The organism is Paenibacillus mendelii (genome assembly GCF_024498075.1).
In the GTDB taxonomy this organism is placed as follows: Bacteria; Bacillota; Bacilli; order Paenibacillales; family Paenibacillaceae; genus Paenibacillus_Z; species Paenibacillus_Z mendelii.
Map to the genome: position 1 here is coordinate 19,837 of NZ_JANHOF010000007.1, position 12,753 is coordinate 32,589.

The 12,753-nt window shown below is 48.8% G+C and carries 10 protein-coding genes; 8 read left to right on the forward strand and 2 right to left on the reverse strand.

Going from position 1 to position 12,753, the window contains the following annotated elements:
• Positions 1 to 51: 51 nt before the first annotated feature.
• From NNL21_RS21305 to NNL21_RS21335, 7 genes are all read left to right on the forward strand, one after another.
• On the forward strand, positions 52 to 582 hold the full coding sequence (locus tag NNL21_RS21305) for a DinB family protein (protein WP_204820420.1): 531 nt from the start codon (positions 52 to 54) through the stop codon (positions 580 to 582).
• A 202-nt stretch (positions 583 to 784) separates the two neighbouring features.
• Positions 785 to 1,561, forward strand: coding sequence for an alkaline phosphatase family protein (locus NNL21_RS21310; protein WP_204820419.1), 777 nt, complete (start codon positions 785 to 787; stop codon positions 1,559 to 1,561).
• A 260-nt stretch (positions 1,562 to 1,821) separates the two neighbouring features.
• The gene (locus NNL21_RS21315) at positions 1,822 to 3,423 is read left to right on the forward strand and encodes an ABC transporter substrate-binding protein (protein ID WP_204820418.1); all 1,602 of its coding nucleotides are present in this window, start codon (positions 1,822 to 1,824) and stop codon (positions 3,421 to 3,423) included.
• 125 nt (positions 3,424 to 3,548) lie between these two features.
• Entirely contained in the window at positions 3,549 to 4,559 is a 1,011-nt protein-coding gene (locus NNL21_RS21320; protein ID WP_204820417.1) for an ABC transporter substrate-binding protein, read from the forward strand.
• On the forward strand, positions 4,549 to 5,547 hold the full coding sequence (locus NNL21_RS21325; protein ID WP_204820416.1) for a FecCD family ABC transporter permease: 999 nt from the start codon (positions 4,549 to 4,551) through the stop codon (positions 5,545 to 5,547). The genes NNL21_RS21320 and NNL21_RS21325 overlap by 11 nt, the downstream gene beginning before the upstream one ends.
• Positions 5,540 to 6,547 carry a FecCD family ABC transporter permease gene (locus NNL21_RS21330; protein ID WP_256555383.1) on the forward strand — a complete coding sequence of 336 codons (1,008 nt, stop codon included), beginning with the start codon at positions 5,540 to 5,542 and terminating at the stop codon, positions 6,545 to 6,547. Before NNL21_RS21325 ends, NNL21_RS21330 begins: the two co-directional genes overlap by 8 nt.
• 101 nt (positions 6,548 to 6,648) lie before the next feature.
• Complete coding sequence (locus NNL21_RS21335; RefSeq protein WP_204820415.1) at positions 6,649 to 7,392, forward strand: alpha/beta hydrolase; 744 nt, start codon at positions 6,649 to 6,651, stop codon at positions 7,390 to 7,392.
• 86 nt (positions 7,393 to 7,478) lie between these two features.
• Here NNL21_RS21335 and NNL21_RS21340 read toward each other — a convergent pair whose 3' ends face one another.
• Entirely contained in the window at positions 7,479 to 8,294 is an 816-nt protein-coding gene (locus tag NNL21_RS21340; protein ID WP_204820414.1) for an alpha/beta hydrolase, read from the reverse strand.
• Between the two features lie 232 nt (positions 8,295 to 8,526).
• Complete coding sequence (locus NNL21_RS21345; RefSeq protein ID WP_204820413.1) at positions 8,527 to 9,387, reverse strand: hypothetical protein; 861 nt, start codon at positions 9,385 to 9,387, stop codon at positions 8,527 to 8,529.
• Positions 9,388 to 9,582: 195 nt separating this feature from the next.
• Between NNL21_RS21345 and NNL21_RS21350 the strand changes: the two genes are divergently transcribed.
• Positions 9,583 to 12,711 (forward strand): GxGYxYP domain-containing protein, encoded by a 3,129-nt coding sequence (locus tag NNL21_RS21350; RefSeq protein ID WP_204820412.1) that lies wholly within the window; start codon positions 9,583 to 9,585, stop codon positions 12,709 to 12,711.
• Positions 12,712 to 12,753: the final 42 nt, after the last annotated feature.

The window sequence follows — 12,753 nt, forward strand, 5'->3', positions numbered from 1 at the left end:
CAGCACAGAAACAGGTATACAAAAGTGAGACTAGCGAGGAGGAGTTCATGTATGTCAAACCGACCATCTGCTGAAGAGTATGACACCTCTTTTGAGAGGTATGTGGAGTTGGTTCCAGAGGGGAATATCCAAGACCTTCTAATCCAATCCCTCCAGAATACAATTGCTGTATTCACAACCGTTACGGAAGATCGGGCCAATTACCGCTATGCTCCGGGAAAGTGGAGCCTGAAAGAGGTGCTCGGCCATATTACGGATAACGAGCGGATCATGAGCTATCGGCTGCTTCGAATCGCAAGAGGAGACAAGACGCCGCTAGCCGGTTATGATCAGGACATTCTCATGAGCGGGGCTTCCTTTGATACATGCTCGTTATCCGATCTCTTGGAAGAGTACACGGTTGTACGCCGGGCAACGCTCACTTTGCTTCGGGGGCTTTCCGAAGAGGCATGGTCTAGAAGCGGCGTGGTCAATGGCAGCGAATCGTCCGCAGCGGCGTGGGCGTATATTATCGCCGGTCATGAGCTGCACCATATGAACGTCATCCATGATAAATATTTAAACGAGCCGCTGCCGGATTGATGAGAAGAAGCGAAGATCAACCAACAGCCATGCTGTAAAAATAGGATTGACAGCTGAGGAGATAACCATATATATTGATTGTGTGTTTATAAGGATTTAGTTGTATTTGCTTGCGGGTGGCGGTGCGGAATCATCGAGAAGCTTCAGAAACCGTCCTTTTGATTGTCAACATTATTCATACAGTGAACAGGAGTTGATTTTAATGAGCGACAAGGTAGTACTGATTCTGATCGATGGCATGCGTCCCGATAGTTTAGAGAAAGCTGGGCATCCTTTCATCGAAGAGATGAAGGCCAAGGGAAGCTACACCCTGAATGCAAAAACGGTAATGCCAAGTGTTACTTTGCCTTGTCATATGTCATTGTTCCACAGTGTCCCACCTGAGCGTCATGGCATATTGGAAAACACGTACACGGCGCAGGTGCGCCCCATATTAGGGCTCTTTGAACAGCTTCAAGCCAATCAAAAGGTATGCGGACTGTTCCACAATTGGTCGGAGCTTCGCGATCTGGCCCGTCCTGGGTCCTTGGCCCACAGCTGTTTTATATCGGGAGGCGTCTATACCTACGAGGCTTCCAACAAGATGCTGACGGATAAGGCTATCGAATATATCAATGAACAATTACCTGATTTCACCTTCCTGTACTTGGGGCTGGTCGATGAAGTCGGACACAAGCATGGCTGGATGTCGGAAGAATACATTCAATCCGTCTATGAATCATGGGTATGCATTGAAAAAGCTGTCCGTGCGATTCCGAAAGACTATACGGTCATCGTAACCTCTGACCATGGCGGACATGACCGCAGTCACGGCACGGATATGCCTGAAGATATGACCATCCCGTTATTGATGCAGGGGAAAGCATTCGTTCCCGGTGATCTCATTCCTAAAGCGAATATTATCGATATTGCACCGACCATAGCCAAGCTTCTCGGTGTACAGAGCAACAAGGATTGGGAGGGCACGAGCCTGGTATAAGAAGGTTGGAATGGAATTATCGCAGGTTATTCCGAACTATCTGTAGTCTATGAATAAACAAGCTCTCAAGGTTGGCATTGGCTGTATAGATTTTCATAAACACCTCAATAAGAACCTATCGCCCGTGGCGGTAGGTTCTTATTGGTTTCGATCAAGCTGAATCGGCCGATTTTGTTGCTGCAGCGAAGACATTAATCTGTATTATCTCGATTGTATAAGTTAGGATAAGGGAAGAGACTTTCGTTGAGAGAGGGTATTTGATGAATACGCAGCATGTCTATACATTAGAAAATATCAAATTAACGGAATACCCGCCATCTGCATCCCGTGTCAAACGAACTTTCGAGGTCTGCACGCTGTTAATCGTCGTTCATGGTGCGGGTGAAATCTGGATTGATAATAAAAGCTATTATCCAAACAAGTCAGGCAGCGTTCTATTCTGCAACCCCGGGACGGTTGTTTACTTTACGGAGGAGAACGGGCATAACCAGGGATTGCTTTTGTACCAGCTGACAATAGGGGCTTACCATCGGTTGGAGCTCGAAGACAGGGTGGTGTATGAGCCCATGCAAAGGAGCCTCTATGAGAATGGGGAAGTGGCAAGCCAATGCTATCACCAGCTAAAAGAAATAGCTGAAAGCATGGAGCTGATGAGCCACGAACAGAGCGCGTCCAGTTCATTCAAGCTTCAGATGCGATTTAATGAAATGATGAGCTTGATTGCGGAGGAATACGAAGCGTCCCGACAGGAATTGTCGAGAACGGCAATTGAAAGAGCCATCTTATACATGGAGAATCATTACGATGAAGATATTCATCGCGATCAGCTGGCAAGAATGGCAGGCTTGAATTCGGAATACTTCTCCAGACTGTTCAAAAAAGAGACAGGACGCAATTTCAGCAAACGCTTGACGGAAATTCGAATCAACAGAGCTCAGGAGTTCCTGCTTACTTCAAGGGCCAGCCTCAGAGAGATTGCCGAGCGGGTCGGGTATAAGAATGAGTTCTATTTAAGCCGGAAATTTAAGGAAACGACCGGTATATCCCCTTCCCTCTATCTTCATAAGCCCAAGAGGATCGCTTCCGTGTCGTCGCATTTCACGGCGTGCTTGCTGGCGCTGGGCGTAACTCCCGTATTAGCCAAAATCAATCCGTTTATTAAGGAGCTGTTTAAAGGCAGCTTGCAGGAAGGCTCGACATATACGCTAGACCTGCATACCTTTCATTTTAATCAGATGGTTGCGGAGACATCCCCGGATCTGATCCTGTGTTATGACACCTATCGGGAATTAGGGGAATTGAAACGTATGGCGCCTACGATTTCACTCTCATTAACCAAGCTGAGCTGGCGTGAGCAATTTCGGTTCATCGCGGAAATTGTAAATGCAGAAGAGGCGGCTAAGGAGCTGCTGGACGGTCTGGATGAGAAGGTTGAACAAGCAAGGAAGCTTCTTGTGGACAAAGTTGCCCGCCATGAAACGGTGCTGATCATTGAGATTTGGAAGGATAAAATCATGGTTATTGGCGATTCCGGCGGGAGAGGCGGCCAATTAATATATAAAATGCTCAAGTTAAGCCCGCCGCAGCTGGTGAGAAGCGAACTATGCGCAGGAGAATGGTACAAAATTATTCCGCTGGAGGAGCTGCCTTTATATGCTGCAGACTACATCTTCGTCACGATCTATGAAGAGAAAGGCGGAGAACCGTACGCAGCCAAGATTATGAGCAGCGAGATATGGAACAATCTGCCGGCTGTCCGTAAGAATCGCGTATATGTCAATGATCACGGCACGTTCTACAACTGGGATCCGGTATCGATGCACATGCAGCTTGAGCTTCTAATGCATCACTTCATGTCATAATTTCATAAGTGCCCTCGTCACAATTGGAAATGGACGCTGCATGACGATCGTGATATTATGTTTGATATCAATGATAATGATTATCATTATTATCAAATTAAAACGCACAGCGGGGGTATTGAACCATGAAAGTCAAATCAAAGCAGCTTGTCGTCTTGCTGCTCGTATTCGTATTTATCATTGCCGGATGCGGGAATCAATCGAGTAATAGCGATGCTAACGGACAAGCTGCACAGAATGGACAGAAAGAGCAAACGGATAGTCAAGCCGGAACGGAATCGGAATCATCTGCGCTAAAGACCGTCACGTATTTGGGCAAGGATTATCAAGTTCCGGAGAAAGCTGGGAAAATCGCCGTCCTGGCGGTTGAAGCCATGGAGGAGATGCATGTACTCGGGGTCAAGCCGTATGCGGCCGCAAAGGATATGTATGTGAATGGAATACCGGAAGAAATGGGCGATTCTTTGGATGGCGTGAAGTGGATCGATTCGGGTGTACAGCCGGACAAAGAGCAGCTGCTGGCCTTGAAGCCGGATGTCATTCTTACGACTGCCCGTTTGGATGCCGAAACCTTGAAGCCGTTGGAGCAAATTGCGCCTACGATTCCGCTTTCTTTCAGCGGCGCCGATTCTGAAGCGAACATCACGGTTGTTGCGGAAATTACGGGCAAGGCGGAAGAAGCAAAGAACGTCATTGAAGGGTACAAAGAGCAGCTGCAGAAGTCGAAGGAATTGATTGCCGGGTCCTCCAATAAGGATAAAACGGTTATGTACCTGCGAATTAGCACGCAATACGGGTTAAGCGGCTATTCCGCCCAAACGACGTACAACGCGGTGCTCTATGATGGGCTGGGGTTGTCTGTTCCTGAACTGATCGGAGCCATCGAACGCAGGGAAACCATTCCGCTGGAGAAAATGGCCCAAGCCAATCCGGATTATATTTTTGCGCTTGTCCCGTTGAACGACCTGCAGGCGATTGAAGATCTGAAGACGAAACCTCTGTGGAACCAAATCCAAGCGGTTCAAGACGGTCATGTGTATGTCAACCCGGTTCATCCTGACCTGTTCGGAACGCCAATCTTGAGCAAGACCAAGTTCCTTGAACAAGTCACGGCGACATTGGGCAATGCCAAATAAAAGAGCGGTCCTTATATTGCTGAGCTGCCCCATATTGCTCGTATTCGGTACTTTTTTATCGATCAGCTACGGGGCAGCGATTATATCCTTTCAAGACGTAGGGCATGCCATTTTTCATTATGATTCTACCCATATAACGGACAATATTATTATCACCTCCCGATTGCCGCGAGCGCTTGGCGCCGTCATCATCGGGCTTCTATTAGCGGTATCGGGAGCCATCATGCAGGGCGTAACACGCAACTACCTTGCATCCCCCTCTATTATGGGCGTCTCGGAGGGGTCGGCTTTTTTTGTGACGCTTGCCATCATTTTTGTGACGGCCAGCTCGCTCGGGCTCATGCTGTTCTCGTTTGTCGGATCCCTGGCTGCAATCGCCCTTGTATTCGGGATCGCCAAAATAGCCCCGAACGGGTTTCAGCCCGTACGTCTGGCTATAATCGGTATTGTTATTGGGACTTTCTTCAGCAGCCTGGCTGCCGGATTGGCCCACTTTTTTCAAATTTCCCAAAGCGTGAGCTTCTGGTACAATGCGAGACTGGATAAATTGGATATGGGGGACGTGTATTTGATCCTCCCCTTCGCATGTATTGGACTTATAATGGCGATCCTTCTATCCAAAACGGTGACGATTCTCTCTTTAGGGGAGGAAACGGCTGCCGGTTTAGGCACAAGACCGGCGCTCATTAGAACGGCTGCCATGCTCGCTGTGGCGGTAATGACAGGGTCTGCAGTTGCTATAGGCGGGAATGTCGCATTTATCGGGTTGGTCATCCCGCATATTGCCCGGTACTTGGTCGGTACGGATTATCGCTGGATCATACCTTGTTCAGGACTGCTGGGGGGCGTCTTCTTATGCTTCGCGGATATTCTCAGCCGATTTGTCAATTATCCCTATGAAACGCCTGTCACGATTGTGATCTCCGTGATTTGCATCCCTTTCTTTATTTATTTGGTTTATAGGAAAGGGGGGGCTCCGGGTGTCTAGACGTATCAAGGGTCGCATCGCTGCCGTTGCCGCCCTTCTATTGGCTGTTTTCTATTTGAATTTAACGAGCGGAAGCCTGGAGATGAGCATCGGGGATATCGTACGTACACTTCTGAGGATCAATACGGAGCAGGACTTTACAGTTACGCTGTTCGAGTATCGGCTTCCACGGATTATACTTGCCCTGCTTGTTGGGTTCGGGTTAGCCATCGCCGGAACTGTCATTCAGGGGATTACCAACAACGGTTTGGCTGATCCCGGAATATTAGGCATTAGTGCCGGAGCGGGAACAGGTATTGTCGTCTTTATTTTCTTTATCCATGGATCGGTCGTCACCGAGGATTGGTACAGCATACTCATCCGTCCCTTATTCGGCTGGCTGGGCGGGATCTTAGCGGCGGCGATTATTTTTTTCCTTTCCTGGAGGAAGGGAATGCTCGATATTCCGCGGTTTATTCTGATTGGTATCGCCATATCCGCAGGGTTCAGTGCCATCTCGCTATATTTTTCGCTCAAGATGGATCCGAATGATTTTCAGAAGGCTAACATTTGGCTTCATGGCAGCATTTATAATGCAACGTGGGCTTATATCCTTTCTGCACTGCCATGGGTGCTGCTGCTTACGCCGGTCATCCTGTACAAGCACCGTATATTGGATTTATTCCAGCTGAAGGACGAGACGGTCAAAAGCTTAGGGATTCTCGTGAACCGGCAAAGGATAATCCTGATTCTGTGCAGCGTGGGGCTTGTTAGCGCTTGCGTGTCCATTGCAGGAAACATTACGTTCATTGGATTAATCGCACCCCACATTTCAAGGCAGCTGGTGGGCATTCACCATCGGTACTTGCTGCCCGTAAGCGGTCTTATGGGCATGCTGCTCGTTCTTACTGCGGACTATATCGCGCGCAATATTGCTCCTACGGAAATTCCGGTAGGCATTGTTGCCGCGCTGGTCGGTGTCCCGTATTTGATCTACCTGCTGCTGAAGCGAAAGGTGTAAAAAGTCCGTTGAGCAAGCTGGCAAAAGGTCGTTGTGGAGTTGGAGCCACGAGAGGAAACCCATGCTAGACTCAGGGAACCCGTACTTTAGGAGGCGGTCTTATGCAAGGTAAACTGGAAACCATTTCATTCATGGGCAGGGATATTCATATCTATACCCCGCCGACTTATAACTCGATTGACTTGTTTCCTGCGGTTTATGTGCAGGATGGCAGTTATTTATTCATGGACAGCATCGAAGACTTGGAGCGTGACTTTGCCGGAGGCCTAACGCAGGAAGTCGTCTTTATCGGCATTGAGCCGGATGACCGGTATCGAGAATACACGCCTTGGTATGCGCCGCGTCTGCGTGCGGAGGAGGGTTTCGACGGGGAAGGGGACAGCTACCTGGCATTCGTAACCGAGAAGGTGATGCCGTTTATTCAAGCCCATTACCGGATTGTGGACGATTCTGAACAAACTGCGATAACCGGCGGGTCGCTAGGGGCTTTAATTTCGTTGTACGCGGCTTATAAGAAGCCTCAATATTTCGGCCGAATTGCCCTCATGTCGGCATCGTTATGGTATGAGAATGCGTTGGCGTTCGTCGAGGAGAATGAGTTTATGCAGGACAGCCTCTGCATCTATATGTATGTTGGAGAGCTGGAGGCGGCAGGCCGGGGCAATATTCAGGAGCAGATGGTTCCGAATAACCGCAAGGCTTATCAAATTCTAAAAGGTAAACTGCCAGGCGGAAGCGAGCAGATTAAGTTCGAGACCGATCCCGAGGGCGTACATGAGCACCGGTATTTTAATCAATATTTTCCTAACGCCATGCGATTTATTTATCCGGGCCGGCATGCATAATAAAACTCGTAACGAACAACAATCCCCTATGGGCGCACAAAGCGGCTCATAGGGGATTGTTGTTCTGCTACCCATACGGCGTCAGCTTAGCTATGACTTCTAGTGGCAAAACGTATGCCTTGACTCATGAGAAGAGGCAGGACGGAAATATGGCTTTCATCCTCAAACTTCTTATACGTCACGGAAAGCCGATGGTTGGGAAGCTTCGACAGACGGGCCGCCATAGCTTCGATTTTCTCATCATTCTGCCCTTCGGCCCCTCGTTCCAGCTCCCCGATTGTAAGCAGCAGTCTAATAGGCTTGCCGTCCTTCAGAAGGGATGGCAATACGCGCTCTTGTTCAAGCAGGCGCTTCTCATTCCAATAGATCGAGGGACTTCCGGCTATATAGGTCTGGAAGCTGTACGGCTTTGCAAAAAGGGCGGATAGTACGAACAGGCCGCCTAAAGAATGGCCGAGCAGCGTTTGCCTGGACGTATCAATAGGGAAATCGCGCTCCATCGCCGGCTTCAACTCATCTTCAATGAAATGGAGAAACGCGGACGACCCGCCTTGTTCCGGCCATGATTGATCATCTGGATGGGGAGGAAGCTCGTGATGCGGAACGGGATAAGTAAAATCATAATGGCGGGAGGTATGGAAGGGAGCATCCGTGTCGTACCCAATGCCGACAACGATTGACGGTTCGACGCCGGTTCGCTCCGGAAAGCGGGACTGTGCGCGAATCGTCTCCGTCATCGTTCCGAATACGGAATTGGCATCCAGCAAATAGATGACGGGGAATCCGGCTTGAGGCGCCGTCTTCAGAGGGACGCTAATGAAAATATGATACTCCCTGCCTCGTGAAACGATGATACGTCTCTGCGAGTTAGGGATAACGACAGGATTGATGTTCGTTTCCATTGCATAGACTCCTTAACGATGTGCTTTAGGCACAGTATAGCATATTGCAAGGGGAAGCCACTAAATGAATGAACATTGCTGAAGATATGAGCTATCCTTTCCTGAGCTGGCAGTAATAGAAGATGATGATTTATACAATATAAGAAAGAACACACATTCAAGAAAACAAGAACCTACCGCCTCTTGCGGTAGGTTCTTGTTGATATATGACGGCCATTCTTGGTGAGAGGAACTAAACCTTCCTCAAGACCATCCACCACTTCCTGTCATACGAAGGCATCTCGACTTCTTCTAAGCCCAGCTGTGCCTCGTTGATCCATTCCCTGGCCAGGTCAATGTAAGCACTATGGAATTCCGACGAATATCCCATACTGTCATAGCCTGCATACGTACAATTATCGAAAACCATATATCCGCCTTTCTTCAACAACCGATTACATGTATCGATGATGCGGATAAAGGCGTCATACGCTGCATCTTTTAATCTTCCTGTATTATGGTACTCCATAACGGCTAGGAGCAGCTGTGGTTCGATCGTCCACCAGTTGTTATTGATCGTGTCAATGCCTTCTAGATCGGCGATGACCGTCTGAATAATATCATTAAGCGCATGGTGAAAGGCGATGACTTCGAACGATTCCTCGTTATAATAATTCAGGATATTAGCGCCATTGTCTGGAATAATCTCGATATCGATCTGCATACCTGCCGTCTTCTCGCGAAATCCCCGGGAGAGTTCAAGATTTAAATTGGCGGTCACATATTTCCCGCCTTGCCCCGCAGAATAGGCATCAAGCGCTTTCGGAATATATACGATATCTCCTGCACCTACCTCGAATACACTCGCATTGCGCGGAAGGTTTTGTTTCTCAAATATGTTATACCAGGAAGCGGTGTAATAGAGCTCGAGAAGCTCGTGACTCATTTCCCCTGAAAGATCGATTGGAACGCTGATGACTTGATTCAGCCGTTTCTTTAATTCGTCTGCGCGGAGTTGGTCTAATCGTGAAACAATCTCCGCCGGAAATCCCTTCTGCAGATGCTCGCGAAACTTTCCTGATTCAATTTGCTTGGCTAGCTCATCCCTATTCATCGCCGCTTATTCCTCTCTCTCATTCGTATTGGAAAAATTATACTTTATGAACGGAGTCATGAACAAGCGTTTTATGTTTTTGCCTATCGATTCATGAGTAATCATGCATTCCATTAAAATTCAAATGCTTGTTATGCGGAAAAGTATTGTACCTTTATTATAATTAAATCTCTGTATGGGAGGATGGCATGAAAGATGAAGAAGATGATCGTGCTTCTGGTCTCCATCGCATTGACCTTCAGCGGTTATCAGGTTTCCGCTGCGGTCGGAAAGACGGTGTATTACTTCAAAGCATATGATTTGACCGGGTATCACGATCCGGAGACGGGCTTGCCGAGCACGCTGCTTGGCATGTCAGACTATGTTGCTCTAAAGGTTGTGCAAGGGGTCGTAAACAGAACCGAGGAGACGCTCCTGATTGATCAAAATTTAAATTATTATACGGATAGCGATACCCATTGGAAGAATTATTATGAAACCAAGGGCTATACCTTCATCACGCTGGACTCGATTGAGGAGGTTTATGAAACGTTCAAGGGGCATTTCAATGGCGTCGTGACGTTCGATCACACGATAACCACGGACTCCTACCATTGGCCGGAACTCGATATGGCTGCTGTAATCGGCTCGCTTACGGATCGAATTCCAATCTTGTCCTCGCAGGTTAGCCATTTTCAAACCGATTACGGGCTTTCGCCGGCAGCGACGTTGACGCTGACGGACAGCTTTACGGATTATCCCGATGCGCCAAGCACGATCAGCGGGAGACTTGAAACCTATGGATGGACGACGCCGCTGCAAGTCTATCAGTGGGGATACGATCATCTGCTGAAATATTGCAATCCGCATGAGTTCCATCATATGGCGGAAGAGTCTTTTGACCTTGCGGTAGAAAGAAAAATGTTCTATGCGTACCTATTGTCGGGTGATGCCGGTCAATTCGCGCTCTTGAAGAACATATACGGTTATTATGATGCGAGAAATGCTTCGTTTCCCGTGTGGGGATGGGTCCAGCATGAAGATGTGGATCTCGATGCAATGGCGGCATACGGCGGATATATCAAGATGGCCGGCAGTACCAACCTATCTTTTCATAATAAAGCAGCGGCTTCCTCCGATGTATTCGCGCATCAATCAAATTTCACGGTGGAGAATACGACGGTAGACGATAATAAGTATTACATTACGTTCACGGCTTCCGAGAATGATACGCCAAAGGCCGTAACGACCTTTCAGCATGGCGCATGGCTGGACAGCAACAGGGGGAACGTTCCGATCAACTGGGGATTCGAGGCCAGCATGGCGGAAGAAGCCCCTGCTTTAGCGGAGTACTATTATTCCCATGCGACCCCTAACGATTATTTCTTCAGCGGCGGTGCCACTCCGCTAGGATTTGCTGATTATGATGAGATGCCTGCGGACGCCAAGAATGAAATAAAAGTTATAGGCGCGGCATTGATGAACAAGGTCGATCAACGATTTCTCGATCTATACAGCGGGTATGGGGCCATCGGTCCATTCGATTCCGCTGAATATGGAGCACTGGGAACGGCGTTAGGTCTGGATGCTTTCATTGCGGAAACACCTTCCGGCGAGCATCAGTCGTGGGGGAATACCTTCGTATCCGGTCGATCCAATATGTATCCGCTCAGGCAAACGGACTTCACCGACGATTTCTCAAGCGGCTCTGGCAAATGGACAGCGGCAAGCGGAGTATGGAGCATTGAAGGCGGGCAATTCAGTCAGAGCGGCACGGCATCCTCTCCAAGCTTAGCGTATGCGACAAACGGTCTGCATGGATACGTGAATGCAGATGTCAGGATGAGCAAGCAAGCTTCCGCATCCGGCTTGGCCGGCCTGGCTTTCAGGAAAGGAAGCGGCGACAATTACTACTGGTTTTATTTGAAGGACGGCAATAAGGCCGGACTCATGAAGGTTGTTAATGGAGTCAAGACGATTCTTGGCACAGAGGTGGATTACCCGCATGAGGCGAATACGTCCTACCACTTACGGATCGTGGCGTCGGGAGCTTCTATGAAGGGGTATGTCAATGACAAGCTAGTACTCGATCGGACAGATAACACGTTCGCAACCGGCCGGCTGGCATTGGCCGCTTCATCGTCCCATGCACATTTTGACGAGATAAAGGCCGTATATACGACGCAAGCCCAGCAGATTATCAATGATATTAAGAGTCGAACGGTCGATATCGGGAAAGCGAAGCCCGCCTTTCTGTCCGGCTATTACGGTTACATGTTTACAGGCGAACACGAGAAGAACCAGTACGGGCATGAGCCTGGTGCCGGTCAGGTGATGGCCGCGAATCCGACGATTCTGAAGGAGGTTCAAGATACGCTGAACGCCTCTTACCCGGGTCAATTTAAATTCGCAAGACTGGACGAGATGGTATCCGCGCAAAGGATTTATACCGACCGCAGCAGCTCCGATGTAACCGACGATCTGAGCGATTTCTCGAAGATGTACAGCCATAGCGCGAATCTTGTCTTGGATGGCAGCAACCAGACGGCCTTCAGCGGCGATGTTTCCAGGCTGGCGAGAAGCTCGAACACCGAGGAATACGTCGTCTATCGGACGCCTTCGATAACGAGAGATATTACTGGCTTTGCGGCAACGGGGTGGCATTGGCCGGATGAGGCCTCCACGGACTTTGCCTTCTACGCATCGCCAGATGGTGTGGCTTTCACGCCGTTTACGCCAGTGAAAACAACGGCAAATGGAAGCGGTATCGTCTGGAACAAAGTCGTCTATAAAGGCGTGGGCTTGCCCGAGGGAACGAAATTTATTAAGATGGTGTTCAAACAAAATTCGGCGAATTACTGGAACCCGCAGCTTGGCAGCGTCGAGATCTCCAGCATGCCCATATCCGGGACGGTCGTCGACGATCTGAATGATTTCTCGAAGATGCACAGCCATAGCGCGAATCTCGTCTTGGATGGCAGCGTTCAGGCCGGATTCGGCGGGGATGCTTCAAGATTGGCTAGATCGGCCAACTCGGAGGAGTATGTTATCTATAGAACCGCTTCTTCCATGCAGCCGATGTCGCGTTTCTCGGCGGAGGGTTGGTTCTGGCCGGATGAGGCCATTACGGACTTTGCTTTCTATGTCTCGCCAGACAATATCAACTACACATCTATTACGCCGTCCAGAACAATTGTAAACGCTGCCGGAGTGGTCTGGAATAAAGTTACTTATCATGCCGATAGCTTGCCATCAGAAACCCGATATCTCAAAATCGTCTATAAACACAGTACCTCTAATTACTGGAATCCCCAAATTGGAAGAGTCGAGTACGCGTTTGAATGAAGATCGGGAAGATCATTAGGTCGCTCAAAGGGAGACAACAGC

What these genes read in the sequence shown, in the direction of transcription:
- NNL21_RS21305 (WP_204820420.1), top strand. Translation starts at nt 52, where the DNA reads ATGTCAAACCGACCATCTGCTGAAGAGTATGACACCTCTTTTGAGAGG.
- NNL21_RS21310 (WP_204820419.1), top strand. Translation starts at nt 785, where the DNA reads ATGAGCGACAAGGTAGTACTGATTCTGATCGATGGCATGCGTCCCGAT.
- NNL21_RS21315 (WP_204820418.1), top strand. Translation starts at nt 1,822, where the DNA reads ATGAATACGCAGCATGTCTATACATTAGAAAATATCAAATTAACGGAA.
- NNL21_RS21320 (WP_204820417.1), top strand. Translation starts at nt 3,549, where the DNA reads ATGAAAGTCAAATCAAAGCAGCTTGTCGTCTTGCTGCTCGTATTCGTA.
- NNL21_RS21325 (WP_204820416.1), top strand. Translation starts at nt 4,549, where the DNA reads ATGCCAAATAAAAGAGCGGTCCTTATATTGCTGAGCTGCCCCATATTG.
- NNL21_RS21335 (WP_204820415.1), top strand. Translation starts at nt 6,649, where the DNA reads ATGCAAGGTAAACTGGAAACCATTTCATTCATGGGCAGGGATATTCAT.
- NNL21_RS21340 (WP_204820414.1), bottom strand. Translation starts at nt 8,294, where the DNA reads ATGGAAACGAACATCAATCCTGTCGTTATCCCTAACTCGCAGAGACGT.
- NNL21_RS21345 (WP_204820413.1), bottom strand. Translation starts at nt 9,387, where the DNA reads ATGAATAGGGATGAGCTAGCCAAGCAAATTGAATCAGGAAAGTTTCGC.
- NNL21_RS21350 (WP_204820412.1), top strand. Translation starts at nt 9,583, where the DNA reads ATGAAGAAGATGATCGTGCTTCTGGTCTCCATCGCATTGACCTTCAGC.